The following is a 14,209-nucleotide window of genomic DNA, read 5'->3' on the forward strand; positions in this document are numbered from 1 at the left end:
GACAGCAATGCGCCAACCCATCATCATGCTCGCCGCAGCGATTCAGCTGGCAGCCTGCTCGCCAAGCGACCCGGCGGATTTCTTGCCGCCCGTAACGGCGGAAAATTGCGAACCGGAAGCCATCGCGAAGATCTCGGACCAGAAAGCGCGCAGCCAATTTATCGACATGTGCGTGCGACGCAACACCTTCCGACCTAGTCCTCCAAGAGGATGGTGAGGTTCCAGATGAAAAGCTCCCCCTACACCAGAGCGCCTGCTCTCAAGGTTTGGTTCTGCGGAATTCTCATGCTATGTCTGGCACTGTTACCATTCGCCGCCCGGGCCGAGATCGACAGTACAGGGGTGCTGGACAACGTACTGGCACGTTATTCAGCCATTGCAGCAACATGGGCGGCGGCGATCACGACACACGCAACGCGCCTGTTCTGGACCCTGGCCACCATCAGCATGGTATGGACCTTCGGCATGATGGCACTGCGCAAAGCCGATATCGGCGAATTCTTTGCCGAATTCGCCCGCTTCACTATCTTCACCGGATTTTATTGGTGGCTGCTGCGCAATGGACCGCATTTTGCAACCACTATCATGGATTCGATGCGGATGATCGCCGCAGGTGCAAGCGGATCAGGTACGATATTGTATCCCTCTGGCATTCTAGACATAGGCTTTGGGCTCTTCGCCAACGTGCTGGAAAAATCATCGCTCTGGTCGCCGCTAAGCAGTGCGGTTGGCGTAGCAATCAGCCTGATTACACTCATTTCTCTTGCCTTGATCGGAGTGAACATGCTCCTCCTCCTGATCAGCGGCTGGATACTGGCCTATGCAGGCATCTTCTTTCTAGGCTTCGGTGGTTCGCGCTGGACGTCGGACATGGCCATCAATTACTACAAGACCGTACTGAATATTGGCGCCCAACTATTCACGATGATACTTTTGGTTGGTATAGGAAAATCATTCATCGATGAGTTCTATAGCAATATGAGTTCCGCGTACAAAATGAATGAGTTGGCAATTGTAATGGTCGTCGCAATCATCCTGCTCGCCCTTGTCAACAAAGTCCCCTCTCTTGTGGGCGGGCTGGCGATGGGCGGCGGTACCGGCGCTCTTGGAAGCGGCTTCGGCGCAGGAACGGTACTTGGCGCTGCCGCCATGGCAGCAACTGCTGCCGCGACAGCAGGTGCAGCAGCAGTGGCCGGCACGGCTAATATCGCTGGCGGCGTGCAGGCACTGATGGCCGCCGTCTCCAAGGCTAACGCGGCGGAAAGCATCGGGAGCGGTACGCGCGACTTCATGGCCTCCGACGTAGGAGGAAGCAACGGGCAAGGAGCCAACACGGGCAGCGGTAGCGGCGCACTGGCCGCAGCCATGGGCGATGTTGCACAGACAAATGGCAACGCAGATACAGGAAGCGGGGCCGCCGAAACGCAATCGACTAGCAGTGTATCGCAACAAGCACAGCAGCCCGCCTCCCACCAAGGCACCAACGGGCCCGCAAATGCTGGCAGTGATGGCACGCCAGGCCAACGAGCAACAAAAACAGCGCCCGGCATGGGTAGCCCTGCCGCCACAGCAGCACTGGCAGCAAAGGTGGGCAGAATAGCGGCGGGTACGGCAGGAAATCTGGCACAGGGAACCTGGGATGTCGGCAAGGCGAAGTTCAAGCAGGGTTTTGCGGCTGCAGGGGAACGCGTCAGCAAAACAATAGGTGGTCAGATTGCAGCCGCCATCAGATCCAGCGACCAGGTTGCATCGCCGGATACCGGACCGTCATCGATGGAAGACGGCAGCCTGTCCGCTGGAAACAGCGCCTCCGCAGATCCGGCAGCCGAAGTTGCCGCATTCCGCGACAGCAAACCCGAATAGCACCGCATGCCTCATCGAAACCGAGGAGAAACATCATGCTCGACCTCCCTGCCCTGCAACAGGAGCGCATTGTGTGCTCGATCACCGCAGCAATGAAATACCAGGTACCGGCCAATATTCTGCTGGCCATCGCCGAGAAGGAAGGCGGCAGGCCCGGCATGTTCGTCGCCAACAAAAACGGCACGTACGACATCGGCCCGATGCAGTTCAATTCCGCCTATCTTCGTGAACTGGCGCGGCATGGGATCTCGCCGGCCAATGTGGCGGCCAAAGGTTGTTATCCTTACGATCTCGCCGCTTGGCGGCTGAGGCAGCACCTGCTGTACGACACGGGAAGCGTATGGACCAGGGCCGCCAACTATCATTCGAGGACAGAGAAATACAACCTGCCGTATCAGGTAGATCTCATCAGTAAAGGATACAAGTGGGCACTTTGGCTGGAGTCAAATTTTTCTGTACAAACCGCGCGGGTCAGCGCAGCAGTGATAAGCAGCAAACAATACTGAGCCTGGCAGCTCATGTTAGATCAAACCTAATTCACCTTGACCTCTTCAACAACCGTGCTGGCGATCAGCAAACATACCAACCGCTTGCCCTTATTCCGCCCAGATAGGCGCACGACAGAACCTGCCGCTGTCGAGGACCGACTGCTCGACAAAGTTGGCGCGGGAGACGTTGCTGCCGCTGGGTTACCGGATTGGCGAACTGCTACGTCAGCGACCCGGCGCCGATAATGGCAACTTGTGTTTTCATTGTAATCTCCTTGTAAACCTGCGGCTCGCACCTGGCGCGCACGCACCGCAGCGTATGCTTATAGTCATACAAAAGACCATTTTTCGAAATGTTCATTCCGGTATTAAAATAGGATTTTCATGGATTATTACGCACAATGCATCGGCATCACCGCCACCCATTTGAATCCCATTGCCCGTGGCCATGCGGGGAAATCGGCACTGGAGTTGATACATGAACGCGTGCTGCTGGAGGCCAAGCGCAACCTCGCTTATACGTCCATGACCATCAACGTGTTGTCCTATGCGCTGGGATTCGCTGAACCGGCCTACTTCGCGCGTTTCTTCAAACGGCACACCGGGGTCACGCCCAAGGATTTCAGGATGCAGCTTAGCTAGTGCTGCAGCCGCTGCCCATCTCGTCCGGTGCGACGAAGGGGACATTACTACTTTGGGCTAACAGGCGGAGTCCGGCAGTTGCAAAACGAAGTGAAATAGTGCATTCTCTTCGCTCCTGTCGTCGCGCTGATCGCTATGCCCCGGCAGCGTCTTCTCGTAAAAAATGACCGCGCGATCCTATCCTAAGCTGACCTGCAATATGCGCTTCAATAAACTTGACCTTAATCTCCTCGTGGCGCTCGACATACTGCTGGAGGAGCGCAGCATCACACGAGCAGCGGAAAAAATCAGCCTGAGTCCTTCAGCGCTCAGCAACTCGCTGGCGCGTCTGCGCGAATATTTCAATGACGAACTGCTGCTGCAGATTGGTCGAAAAATGGAATTGACCCCGCTGGCGGAAACGTTACAGGAAGAAGTGCGAGATATCCTGTTACGGATCGACAGCCGTATCATGACCCGGTCCGTCTTTGATCCGCACCGGAGTGAGCGCACATTTCGCATTTTTGTGTCGGACTATACACAGATGGTGTTGGCACCGACGATCATGACGCTATCGGCGCGGGCCGCCAGTACAGCATGCTTCCAGTTCCTGCCACAGGTCGCACAGCCATTTCGCGCGCTGGAGCGTGGCGATGCTGACCTACTGATCGTTCCGGCCGAATTCATGTCGCCAGATCATCCGCGTGAATTTCTTTACGATGAGGAATTCGTATGCATGGTGTGGCGCGACAGTGCGCTGGCGCAAGGCGAATTGACGATTGACCGCTACGCCGGTGCCGGACATGCGGTCGCACAACCTGGCGACGGCCGCATGGATGCTTTTGAAAGCTGGCTGCTCAAGCGCATGGGGATCAGCAGGAGGGTCGTCGTGTCGACCTTCAGCTTCGTCACGTTGCCTATGCTCGTGATAGGCACTGAGTTGATCGCTACCGTGCACGCGCGCGTGGCGCGCCATCTGGTCAGGACCTGGCCGCTGGAGATCAGGCCGATGCCGATACCGTTTGAGAAAATGCAGCAATCAGTCCAATGGCACAAATTCCGTTCTGACGATCCCGAACTTGTATGGCTGCGTGGCCTGTTGGCCAAGGCAGTCATCCAGATGGACGCAGACTGACGCCGTTGCTGCCACATGGGCAAAGCGCCCGCGTGGCCACATATGGCTAAGCGGGCGTCACCTGCACGGGATTGCACTCCCCAATATCATCCCGACGCTCAACCGGCAACGTTGGCCTCCGCCAAACCAAGCGCCTGAGACCAGCTTGCGTTCTCTTCCAGCAGCTTGCGATAGCGCCTCAGCGAACGTGGACGGTTGCTGGCAATAACGCCGTGAAAATGTTCGTTCGCCCCGAACAACGCGACGAACTCGCCACTGTCCAAGTCACCCTCGACAACACGCATGCTGTCGCCCGGCTGGCGCCGGCCATACCCCTGCAGCTTGCGGTCGTGCTGGTCCGTCCAGAAATATGGTGTCAACTGCGTCACCTCACCGAGCAACATGTGGCGCGCTGCGGCACGCCCCTGCTCCACCGAATGCGTCCAATGTTCGATACGCATGACGCGACGCGATGGCGCGTGGTGGGTTGCCGCCACGTCGCCAGCAGCGAAAATTCCTGCCAAGCCGGTGTTACCACTCGCGCTGCACAGGACTCCGACCTCGTTATGGGGTACGGCAGATCCCAGCAACCATTCGGTGTTCGGTCGAACGCCGATACCGGCCAGTACGATGCCCGCTTCCAGCACACGGCCATCCGCCAACACGACCTCGTAACGTCCTGGCGCGCCCCGCACCCTGGCAACCTGCACACCCGCAATTACTCGCACGCCCTGCGCGGCATGATATCCGCACAGCCAATCGGCAAGTTCCGGGCCGAGACTGTGCTGGAATGGCGTCGGTGCAGTCTCCAGAACAGTAACGTCGATGCCACGGCGGCGCAGTCCGGCAGCCACCTCCAGCCCGATAAAACCGGCGCCGATCAAAATTGCCTGCGTATATGTCGATGCCGCCTTGGCGAGCCAACGTGCATCGTCCAACGTTCGCAGCACGGGTAATGGCTCGCCATTTTCAGTGATCAAGGTATTGGCGCGGCAGCCAGTCGCGATTACCAAGTCATCGAACGGCACCTCGTCACCATCGTCAAACGTCACAACCTGGCGATCAGTGTCCAAGCGACTGGCTGCCTTTCCCAGCAATAACTCAAACTGCTGGTTCCGGTAGTGCTCATCGCCGCGCAGAGGAAAGTGTCCGTCCCGCGTGTCGTCCACGCTGAGCGCCTGCTTGGACAATGGCGGACGGTCATACGGCGCATGCGGCTCCGCACCGGCGAGCACGATGGAACCATCAAAACCGGCTTCGCGCAGTGCGTCGGCAGCGCTCACCCCTGCTACCGACGCACCAATGATCAGTACGCGACGCATTATTTGCCCGTCTCGGCCGGGCCTATGGACAGCGCGCGCACCGGGCAGCTGCGTACAGCCTCTTCCAACTCCTCCAACTCGTCCTCCGCCACGGCCCGCTTAAGCACAATGACAGTCTTGGCCTTTGCCGGCAAGTCGAACATATCAGGCGCAACGCTGACACAATTTCCATACGCGAGGCATTTCCCGGCATCCACGCGGATCTCCAGGCTGGTTTCTACATTACTCATTATTCTTCTCCTTATAATATGACGGCGAGATTGGGTGTGGTCAGCACGGTGTCGGCCAGGATGACGGTACGCGACAGCAGACGCGCCCCGTTTTCGGTGAAGCGGATCCGATCCTGACGGCGTGCCGCGATGGTGTCGCCGTGCGGATCCTGTGCGCGGTGGCGATACAACATCAAGGCGCTTTCGACTTTAACGACGTCTAGCTCAGCCGACAGTTCGACGAACAGACTGCCGACCATGCGTACCGTGCGTGATGGTGGGTCCTCGGCCCAGGCCGATCCCGTGAACAGGCGCTTGATGCGGGTTTCGATCATGCCCTTGTCATCGCGGATCCGCCAGGCATTGGCCACGAATTCATTCTTGCCGAACTCTCGCACCGACCGCAATGGCACCTCGTAGACAATATCGTCATCCAGCAACTCGAACCACTCCCAGTAACGACGCTCATCGAGCAGCATGGCTTCCCGACCCAGAAACCGCGCGACAGCACGCTCCGTCTCTGCATCAACGATTTGTACCGGGGATTCAGTAGATATATTCATCGCGCTCTCCTTAAGCTTTCTTCCGCATCATCTCGAGCCACTGACCGTAGAAGCCCATTTGTCCAAACTCGCCGTAGGCTTTCCGGTACAACACGCCGGGGCCCCGCCACGTCGAATCCGGTTCACGTTTGACGCGCCCCCCAGTTCCTTGCTGGTAATTGAACTGCATGCCCGACTTGCGATTCCAGACGCTCTGAGCGACCCGCGGTGCGCCTTCCCAAGCCACCGTGTCGTCCTGCTCGAAGATGCCCGCCGAGCTGAAGTTGTACTGGCCTGCGGTGTAGCCGGGCCGGGCCTCCTCGTCGCTCATGAAGTTCCAGGTGAATTGCCAGCTCCACAGTTCCATCACGCCCGGTGCCACCGGCTGCCACTGGCGGAACGAGGTGTACACGGCCGGAGGCTTGCCTGCCTCGGCGGTTCCGGGAAACCGGATAAAACCCAGGTTCGGGAAGATATTGCCTACCGACGGCGGCCGCTCCTTCACCATTTGGCGTTGCACCTCGTCGAGACCGGAGAAATCGAAGCGCTCCTTGATCTCCGCCGGATAAACCGAGTACTCTCCAAAAGGTCCTAACATTTCCACGAACGAATGGCACAGGAAGCCGTGACCGCCGTCCAGCACCAATGCATTGGCGAAGTCGTTATTCTGGCGCAGTCCCTCGACGTAGTCGGCTTGCTCGTTGCCGAAATGAAGTGTGTCGATATGATAGGCGTCACCCGCGAAGTTCTCGGCGCCGCTCTTCCAGTCGGCGCGGACCTGCGTACGCTCAGGAACGCCAACCACACGCATTCCACCAGGATGCATGCCGCAGATAGCATCCAGCACCCATGCCGCGCCGCCCAGGAACTCCTTCAGGCCCGGACCTTCTTCGCTCAGGCTGGCGAAGATGAAGCCTTGGTGGGTATCCACCCTCGGCGCGCGCAGCAGACCCCATTCGCGCGCGTCGAGACGACCACCGTAGGCTTCCTGCGCATGCGGGGCCCCAGCCCAGTCGCCATTGTTCTTGAAGGTCCAGCCATGATACGGACAACGGAAGTGCGAAGTATTGCCGTGATCTGACTGGCACACCTGCGCGCCGCGATGGCGGCAGAAGTTGGACATCACACGAATTTGTCCGCTGTCGTCGCGCGACACGATCACCGGATCCAGGCCGATGCGGCGCAACACGTAATCCCCCTTGTTCGGGATTTCCGACTCGTGCGCGACGAACATCCACGCACGTGCGAAGATACGCTCCATCTCTGCCTGGAACACCGCCTCGTCATTGAATACTTCCACCGGGAGCAGACCTTGCGCCAAGCCGTCATCGACACGCTCAAGCAGGTTCGACAGGCCCGCAGGCCCCATGGTCATACGGATAGGGGAAGTTGTGCTCATTTTTTTACTCCTGGATTGACTGGGGTCAGGATATTCCGGTTCATTAGCCCTTGGTCGGCCGCCACGGTGGTACCAGTCATGACCCGCGAATGGCGCGATGCCAGCAGCGCGTACAACGGACCGTAATCCTCAGCGTCCGGCATCCATTTCAGTGGCGAGAGATGGTCTACACTTTGCTGAAATATTTCCTTGGGAATGTCGGCTTGACTTTGGCTTTCCAGCCCCAGTGCAACGGGGCCACGCAGCTGGCTGCCGCCGATGACTGCGGGCGCCACGCCGTTGACACGCACCGTCGGCGCAAATTCAAACGCCAGTTGGCGAACGACCCCGAGGATCGCATGCTTGGTGGCGGTGTACAGCAAGCCGCCCCCATCGGCGCAATACGATGCGCCCGAGGAGCCTGTCAAAACGATGGCGCCATTTTCCTTATCGAGCATATCGATGAAGACGCGGGCGGTCAGCATGTAGCTTTTGACATTGATGTGGAACACCTCGTCGAATGCAGCGTCGAACTTGTCCAATGGAATGTCCCGCAGCGGCACGTTGCCGTCCCAAATACCTTGCGCCCCAATAAAGGCGTTGAGGCGGCCAAAGCGGTCAATGATTGCCTCGCGGCAGGCCTGCAGGTCAGCCAGCTTGGTGGCGTCGCCTCGGAACAACAGCGGCGAGTCGCCTAGCTCAGCGCGAAGATTGTCCAGCTTTGCCGCCGAGATATCCATGATCGCCAGCTGCGCGCCTTCGGCCAAGCAATGCCGGGCAACGCCAGCGCCCAGTCCCGAACCGCCGCCCGTGATCAATACTACGTCGTCTTTGAGAAGTTGCATATTGTCTCCTTGCACGCATTGCGGCTGCAATGGTGCATGTAATTATTAGAATAATAATGTTGCACAGCTTGACTGCCAGCCCCCAATTCATTGGCCTGATGGATTACATCGGCCCTTCCCTGGGAACTGGAAACAAAACTGTCGCCAGCCGGACACCACGCGACAATCAGTTGAGCGCTGGTGTCAGTCCATCCCAGCAAAGGTACTTCATCTCCAGGAACTCATCAATGCCATATTGCGAGCCCTCGCGTCCCAAGCCACTTTGCTTGACGCCGCCAAACGGCGCAACCTCGGTGGAGATCAAGCCGCAATTAATGCCGACCATGCCCGACTCGAGCGCTTCAGCGGTGCGCCAGATGCGCGCTGCATCCTTGCTGAACAAGTAGGCGGCCAGGCCGAACTCCGTATCGTTGGCCATATCGATAGCCTCGGCCTCAGTGTGAAATCGCAACAGTGGCAGCACAGGACCGAACGTCTCTTCGCGAGCGATGCTCATGTCGCGGGTCACGCCGGCCACCACTGTGGGTTCGAAGAACGATCCTCCCAGCGCGTGGGGCCGACCACCGCAAAGGATCGTCGCACCGCCAGCGACGGCATTGGCCAAGTGCTCCTCGACCTTGGCAACGGCTGCCCGATCAATCATCGGGCCGATCTGCACGCCCTCGTCAAGGCCATTGCCGACCTTGAGCTCTGCGGCGCGACGCGCCAGGCGCTGGGCCAGCACATCATAAATGCCGTCCTGCACCAGCACGCGGTTCGCCGCGATGCAGGATTGACCCGTATTGCGGAACTTCGCTGCCAGCACGCCCTCGACGACCAGGTCAAGGTCTGCATCATCGAAGACGATGCATGGGGCATTTCCGCCGAGTTCCATGGAGCACTTCTTGATCGTGGCCGCAGATTGCTCCAACAACACACGCCCCACCTCGGTCGACCCGGTGAAGGTTACCTTGCGTACCAGCCGGTGCGAGGTCAGCGTGCCACCGATCGCACGGGTGTCATTGCCGGTAACGACATTGAAAACACCATCCGGGATACCGGCGCGGCGGCCCAGTTCGGCCAAGGCCAGCGCCGTCATCGGCGTCTGGCTGGCTGGTTTGACCACGATCGTGCAGCCGGCGGCCAGGGCCGGGCCAGCCTTGCGGGTGATCATCGCCGCCGGGAAATTCCATGGCGTGATCGCCGCACAAACGCCGACCGGCTGCTTGAGCACCACAATGCGGGCAGTGTCGCGCGGCGCCGGAATCACGTCGCCGCGGACGCGCTTGGCCTCCTCGGAAAACCATTGCACGAACGACGCGGCATAATCGACCTCCCCCTTCGACTCGGATAATGGTTTGCCCTCTTCTAGAGTGATCAGCATGGCCAGGTCATCGCGATGTTGCACGATCAGCTCGTACCAGCGCCGCAGCACTTCCGAGCGCACCTTCGCAGTGGTCTTGCGCCACGACAGGAAGGCTTGGTGTGCAGCCTCAACCGCGCTGGCTGTTTCCGCCTCCTTGAATCGGGGCAATTCGACCAGCAACTCGCCGTTGGCCGGATTGTGCAGGGCATAGGTACCATGCGGCGTGGCATGGATCCACTGCCCGCCTACATAGGCACCTTCGCGCCAGAGCGTCGGATCTTTTAAAAGTTTGCGCATTGAGCATGTCCTTTAGCAGGGATTGCGGCCGATGATGTAGGCGCTGTCCGGATCCTGAGTCACCGGCAAGCCCGAGGCGATCAAGCCTTGGCGCAGCGATTTCATGAAGCGATCGGGCACGCGCATGGCGGGTGCGCGCAGCGGCCCACCGTTGAAGCCGGCCAGCCAGTCCTGATATTTCCACATCGTGCGATTGAGCACGCCGGTACCGCCCGCGTATGCCTGTGCTGCGGCACCGTTGGCGCTGCGGGCCGGGTTGACCTGCCAGTACAGCTCCATCGCCTCTTCCCACTGCCCCTTGCGCGCCAGGTCGAACGCACGCGGATAATAGCTGCTCATCCATGCGGTGTTGCTTGTTCCCGAGAACTGCAGTTCCATCTGATCCATCAGCGGGATCGCATCGCTTTCGATAGGAATGCTGATGACGACCTCGTTGCGGAAGTGGTGATACATCTCGAGCGCGCCGGCGATCAATGGGAAACCCTGCTCGGACTTAATCGCCACGATGTTTGGACAGTCGTCCAGAAGACGGCGCACCAGTTGTACCGACATGCCGGCCGGATGCACTCGTTCGAAACCCCACAGCGGGATCGGGAACAGCATCACCGCAAGATCGGTGGCGTCGCAGAACTGCTTCGTGTAGTCGTAGATTTCCTGCTCGGTGGTGGGCCAGAACTGCGGTGGATACGACAACAACGCGATGTCAGCTCCAGCCTGCTCCGCCAATTTGACGGCGCGGATATTCTCCGCCAGCGTGCCGAAGGCTGCATGGAAGAACAGGCCCAGGCCGGCGCCGGCCGTGTCGCGTGCCAATGCCGTAAATTGCGCATTTTCCTCCGGCGTAATGGCCACCTCGGCGCACAGCAACGTATAGGTGTACCCCAATTCTTTGGTCAGCGCGATGTCGTGCCGAATGCCACGCTCGTTAAGCTTGGTCAGGTCAGCCGAATAACTCGGGGTGGTGACGGCGGAACAGCCGACCAGGTGTTCGCGAGCCCAGGCACGGGCATCGGCGCGTTTATAATTTGCCATTTCGATTTCCTTTGTATTTACTATTTAAAATTACTTATTGACCGGCACGATCGTCGCTGCCATGTGAGTGCCAATCCCGCGCGTGCGCGCCAGGGCCAGCAACATTTCAGCAATCACCACGTCCTGCAATGCGGAACCCACGGATTTATAGACAACGATGTCATCGGGCTTGCGTTCAAAGTGGCCGGATATCATGTCGTTGAGCGAAATCAACTTCGCCGAAAAATCAATGCCAGCGCGCGCCGCCGCCAGCATGTCTCCAGTGTCATGCGTCACTTCCTCGGGCATATCGGCCACGATACGCGTGGCGCGCCTGACCACTTGCTCGTCGACCTCACGTTGTTCGGGCAACGTCGAGCCGATCGACACCACCGTCATACCCGGGGTCAGCCATTCGCCCAGCAATACCGGGGTTTCATCCCGGCTGCGCGCGGCGCACAGCACGACATCGGCCCCGCTGACAGCGGACTGCGCGGAGCCGGCCGCTTCTATGCGAATACCGTTCTGTTCCCGAAAAGTGGCGGCAAAACGCTCCCGGCTCGCCGGCGTTGGGCTGTACACCACGGCACTGTCGATGGTGCGCACCGCCGCGAGAGCCGCGAATAATCCTTTTGCCTCGAAGCCTGATCCGATCACGGCCACGCGCAACGGCCGGCGCGGCGCGATGGCATCCACGGCGACGGCAGCAGTAGCTGCGGTGCGGATGCCCGTAATGCGGTTGCCGTCGATGAGCGCGGCGAGTGCCATCGTTTCCTGGTCGAACAAGGACACCAGGTAGCTCGCGCAGCGGTTCTTCATGCTCGCAGCGATCAGTTTGCAGCCCAAATGGCCGCCACCCGGGGATACTGCCGTCAATCCGCGCAGCCAGTTGCCGTCGCCGCGCGCCATCGAACGTGGCGGCACCATCGTCGCCGAGACTTGGCTGGAGTAGGCGGTGCGCAATGCGTCGAAGGCAGACCTCCAGTCGGTCAATTGGCCGACATCGGCGTCGGTAAGGAAGAGAGTCGGCGGCAACTGCGCTGCCGATTCTTGAACTGAATTACCCAAAATATGTCTCCTTTAGTGGAGTAGAAATCTTAATTGCGCTGACTGGCCCGAGCAATCCTCTCCGGGGGAAAGCAGCTTTGCCCATTTCGGGGAGCTGGGCTGCTTAATCCCCCGTGTTAATCCCCCGCCTGATCCTGGAAGATCGCAACGGCGCGAGTCCACCCGGCGGACGCTCCGCGAATCTTGTGCGGGAAGCAGCAAATAGTGTAGCCAAATGGCGGCAACGCCTCCAGGTTGTGCAGCTTCTCCAAATGGCTGTAGCCGATGTCGCGGCCAGCCTTGTGACCTTCCCAAATCAGCGACTTGTCGCCGGTTTCAGCGATCTTTTTGGCCGTGTAGGAAAACGGAGCATCCCAGCTCCACGCATCCGTACCGGTAAGGCGCACCCCGCGCTCCAGCAGATACATGGTCGCGTCATAGCCCATTCCGCAGCCGGCCGACAGAAAATCGCTCTGGCCATAGCGCGATCCGGCGCGGGTATTGACGACGACGATATCCAATGGCTGAAGCGTGTAATTGATACGCTTGAGTTCAGCTTCCACGTCGGCGGCCGTCGCTACGTAACCATCCGGAAAGTGACGGAAATCGAGTTTCACGCCTGGCTTGAAGCACCATTCCAGCGGCACCTCGTCGATGGTGATGGAAGGCTTCTTCTCGCCCAATTTGGCATCCATCGTGGAATGGAAATGATACGGGGCGTCGAGATGTGTGCCGTTGTGCGTCGACAGCGAAACCCACTCGGCGGCGGCGGCTTCCCCATCGGGATAATCTTCCGCCACGGTTCCAGGGATCATTCCCACAAAGTCAGCCACCGTTTCGGCATGCTTTTGGTAGGTAATCTTGGGCGCCAGCGATGGCGGATCCGACATCACGTCGTTTTCGAGGTAGATCGAAAGGTCTACAAATTTAGTCATGGAGTTATTCCTTATTAATGTTTGCAGGCACGATGCCTTGGTCAATAGCACCGAACACAGACGCGCCATCGAGCAGCGCCTCCATTCGGATACGATCGCCATACTTCATAAAAGAGGTCGTCGGCACACCGCGCTCGATCATTTCAATGGCGCGTCGTTCGGCGATACAGGCCGAGCCCCTGGTGCGATCCGCGTTCGACACGGTGCCGCTGCCAATCACAGTGCCGGCCGAGAGGCGCCGTGTCTTGCATGCGTGCGCGACCAGTTGATCAAATCCGAAACTCATTTCCGCCCCGTTCGGATTGCCGAACCAGACTCCGTTCCAGGCGATCTGCAGATCAAGCTGAACCCGGGAATCACACCATGCGTCGCCCAGTTCGTCCGGCGTCACAGCAACCGGCGCGAAGGCCGAAGACGGCTTCGCATGCAAGAAACCAAAACCGGTCTTCATCTCGCGCGGGCCCATGCTGCGCAGGCTGACGTCATTGATCTGGAGCAGCAGGATGACGTGCACCCGCGCGGCGGCCGCTGTGCAGCCCATGGGTACGGCATCGACAATGACGCCGAACTCGCCTTCAAAGTCGATGCCGTCAGCTTCGTCCGGCAGAGGCACGTCGTCGTGCGCACCCAGCAGGTCGTCCGATGCGCCTTGATACATCAAGGGTATCGTTTCAAGGTCCGGGATGGGTGGCAGCTTGAAAGCTGTTTCCATCAACCTGGCGTGGTTCAGAAATGCTGAACCGTCGCACCACTGGGGCGCGCGCGGCAGCGGAGCGGCGGCCTGCAAGGGGTCGAAGGCGAATGCGCCAATCGCCTTCCCGGCGTTCAATTGCAGGTACACCTCGGACAGTCTGGTCGCGCATTCGTCCCAGCGCTCGACCGCATCGAGCATCGTTGACGCAATCGCGGGAACGGCAACAGCCGACTGGAGGTCGCGCGAGACAACGACCAGTCGGCCATCCTTGCCATTCTTTAGAGATGCCAGTTTCATCGATATTCCTTATCATTTCGTTATGTAAATCGTTTCAGCGACGATCACGATCACGGCTTGGCCGAGGCATCGGACCGTTGATCTACGAAGTGCGAACGGCCAGCCGGTACCGCGCCCGCAAGCCGGCGTAGCCGGATCAGGGGCGTTGATGTTTCCTCGCAGGGAATGAAAATCTTAAGTCGGCGGGGCGACGCGAGCAAT

15 protein-coding genes are annotated in these 14,209 nt (G+C 59.3%); 5 read left to right on the forward strand and 10 right to left on the reverse strand.

All coding sequences use genetic code 11. The features are described 5' to 3' along the window. Window positions 1-7: 7 nt before the first annotated feature. From trbK to ACQ4W6_RS10580, 5 genes are all read left to right on the forward strand, one after another. Entirely contained in the window at window positions 8-217 is a 210-nt protein-coding gene (trbK, locus tag ACQ4W6_RS10560; protein WP_436567149.1) for an entry exclusion lipoprotein TrbK, read from the forward strand. 8 nt (window positions 218-225) lie between these two features. Beyond that, window positions 226-1,863 (forward strand): P-type conjugative transfer protein TrbL, encoded by a 1,638-nt coding sequence (trbL, locus tag ACQ4W6_RS10565; protein ID WP_436567150.1) that lies wholly within the window; start codon window positions 226-228, stop codon window positions 1,861-1,863. A gap of 35 nt (window positions 1,864-1,898) precedes the next feature. After that, complete coding sequence (locus ACQ4W6_RS10570; protein WP_436567151.1) at window positions 1,899-2,369, forward strand: lysozyme family protein; 471 nt, start codon at window positions 1,899-1,901, stop codon at window positions 2,367-2,369. A 366-nt stretch (window positions 2,370-2,735) separates the two neighbouring features. Then, a complete protein-coding gene (locus tag ACQ4W6_RS10575; protein ID WP_436567152.1) occupies window positions 2,736-2,993 on the forward strand; it encodes a helix-turn-helix domain-containing protein in 258 nt (85 codons plus the stop codon). Window positions 2,994-3,156: 163 nt separating this feature from the next. After that, on the forward strand, window positions 3,157-4,107 hold the full coding sequence (locus ACQ4W6_RS10580) for a LysR family transcriptional regulator (RefSeq protein ID WP_436567153.1): 951 nt from the start codon (window positions 3,157-3,159) through the stop codon (window positions 4,105-4,107). Window positions 4,108-4,205: 98 nt separating this feature from the next. Here the strand turns inward: ACQ4W6_RS10580 and ACQ4W6_RS10585 are convergent, their stop codons facing one another. From ACQ4W6_RS10585 to ACQ4W6_RS10630, 10 genes are all read right to left on the reverse strand, one after another. Next, entirely contained in the window at window positions 4,206-5,408 is a 1,203-nt protein-coding gene (locus ACQ4W6_RS10585) for an NAD(P)/FAD-dependent oxidoreductase (protein WP_436567154.1), read from the reverse strand. Beyond that, window positions 5,408-5,638 (reverse strand): ferredoxin, encoded by a 231-nt coding sequence (locus ACQ4W6_RS10590; RefSeq protein ID WP_436567155.1) that lies wholly within the window; start codon window positions 5,636-5,638, stop codon window positions 5,408-5,410. The genes ACQ4W6_RS10585 and ACQ4W6_RS10590 overlap by 1 nt, the downstream gene beginning before the upstream one ends. Window positions 5,639-5,649: 11 nt before the next feature. Beyond that, entirely contained in the window at window positions 5,650-6,180 is a 531-nt protein-coding gene (locus ACQ4W6_RS10595; protein WP_436567156.1) for an aromatic-ring-hydroxylating dioxygenase subunit beta, read from the reverse strand. 10 nt (window positions 6,181-6,190) lie between these two features. Beyond that, entirely contained in the window at window positions 6,191-7,558 is a 1,368-nt protein-coding gene (locus ACQ4W6_RS10600; protein ID WP_436567157.1) for an aromatic ring-hydroxylating oxygenase subunit alpha, read from the reverse strand. Next, window positions 7,555-8,382 (reverse strand): SDR family oxidoreductase, encoded by an 828-nt coding sequence (locus tag ACQ4W6_RS10605; protein WP_436567158.1) that lies wholly within the window; start codon window positions 8,380-8,382, stop codon window positions 7,555-7,557. Before ACQ4W6_RS10605 ends, ACQ4W6_RS10600 begins: the two co-directional genes overlap by 4 nt. Before the next feature lie 166 nt (window positions 8,383-8,548). Beyond that, window positions 8,549-10,024 carry an NAD-dependent succinate-semialdehyde dehydrogenase gene (locus ACQ4W6_RS10610; protein WP_436567159.1) on the reverse strand — a complete coding sequence of 492 codons (1,476 nt, stop codon included), beginning with the start codon at window positions 10,022-10,024 and terminating at the stop codon, window positions 8,549-8,551. A 12-nt stretch (window positions 10,025-10,036) separates the two neighbouring features. Further along, entirely contained in the window at window positions 10,037-11,056 is a 1,020-nt protein-coding gene (locus ACQ4W6_RS10615; protein ID WP_436567160.1) for a dihydrodipicolinate synthase family protein, read from the reverse strand. 30 nt (window positions 11,057-11,086) lie between these two features. Next, on the reverse strand, window positions 11,087-12,103 hold the full coding sequence (locus ACQ4W6_RS10620; protein WP_436567161.1) for an ornithine cyclodeaminase family protein: 1,017 nt from the start codon (window positions 12,101-12,103) through the stop codon (window positions 11,087-11,089). 116 nt (window positions 12,104-12,219) lie between these two features. Next, complete coding sequence (locus ACQ4W6_RS10625) at window positions 12,220-13,017, reverse strand: cyclase family protein (RefSeq protein ID WP_436567162.1); 798 nt, start codon at window positions 13,015-13,017, stop codon at window positions 12,220-12,222. 4 nt (window positions 13,018-13,021) lie between these two features. After that, window positions 13,022-14,008, reverse strand: coding sequence for a fumarylacetoacetate hydrolase family protein (locus ACQ4W6_RS10630; RefSeq protein ID WP_436567163.1), 987 nt, complete (start codon window positions 14,006-14,008; stop codon window positions 13,022-13,024). Window positions 14,009-14,209: the final 201 nt, after the last annotated feature.

The sequence above is a fragment of the Janthinobacterium woesei genome (assembly GCF_051380875.1).
Lineage (GTDB): Bacteria > Pseudomonadota > Gammaproteobacteria > Burkholderiales > Burkholderiaceae_D > Janthinobacterium.

Excerpts from the sequence above, each read along its gene's own strand:
- ACQ4W6_RS10600 (WP_436567157.1), bottom strand. The coding sequence starts at position 7,558 with ATGAGCACAACTTCCCCTATCCGTATGACCATGGGGCCTGCGGGCCTG.
- trbK (WP_436567149.1), top strand. The coding sequence starts at position 8 with ATGCGCCAACCCATCATCATGCTCGCCGCAGCGATTCAGCTGGCAGCC.
- ACQ4W6_RS10595 (WP_436567156.1), bottom strand. The coding sequence starts at position 6,180 with ATGAATATATCTACTGAATCCCCGGTACAAATCGTTGATGCAGAGACG.
- ACQ4W6_RS10610 (WP_436567159.1), bottom strand. The coding sequence starts at position 10,024 with ATGCGCAAACTTTTAAAAGATCCGACGCTCTGGCGCGAAGGTGCCTAT.
- ACQ4W6_RS10570 (WP_436567151.1), top strand. The coding sequence starts at position 1,899 with ATGCTCGACCTCCCTGCCCTGCAACAGGAGCGCATTGTGTGCTCGATC.
- ACQ4W6_RS10630 (WP_436567163.1), bottom strand. The coding sequence starts at position 14,008 with ATGAAACTGGCATCTCTAAAGAATGGCAAGGATGGCCGACTGGTCGTT.
- ACQ4W6_RS10580 (WP_436567153.1), top strand. The coding sequence starts at position 3,157 with ATGACCGCGCGATCCTATCCTAAGCTGACCTGCAATATGCGCTTCAAT.
- ACQ4W6_RS10625 (WP_436567162.1), bottom strand. The coding sequence starts at position 13,017 with ATGACTAAATTTGTAGACCTTTCGATCTACCTCGAAAACGACGTGATG.
- ACQ4W6_RS10575 (WP_436567152.1), top strand. The coding sequence starts at position 2,736 with ATGGATTATTACGCACAATGCATCGGCATCACCGCCACCCATTTGAAT.
- ACQ4W6_RS10585 (WP_436567154.1), bottom strand. The coding sequence starts at position 5,408 with ATGCGTCGCGTACTGATCATTGGTGCGTCGGTAGCAGGGGTGAGCGCT.
- ACQ4W6_RS10605 (WP_436567158.1), bottom strand. The coding sequence starts at position 8,382 with ATGCAACTTCTCAAAGACGACGTAGTATTGATCACGGGCGGCGGTTCG.
- ACQ4W6_RS10615 (WP_436567160.1), bottom strand. The coding sequence starts at position 11,056 with ATGGCAAATTATAAACGCGCCGATGCCCGTGCCTGGGCTCGCGAACAC.
- ACQ4W6_RS10590 (WP_436567155.1), bottom strand. The coding sequence starts at position 5,638 with ATGAGTAATGTAGAAACCAGCCTGGAGATCCGCGTGGATGCCGGGAAA.
- trbL (WP_436567150.1), top strand. The coding sequence starts at position 226 with ATGAAAAGCTCCCCCTACACCAGAGCGCCTGCTCTCAAGGTTTGGTTC.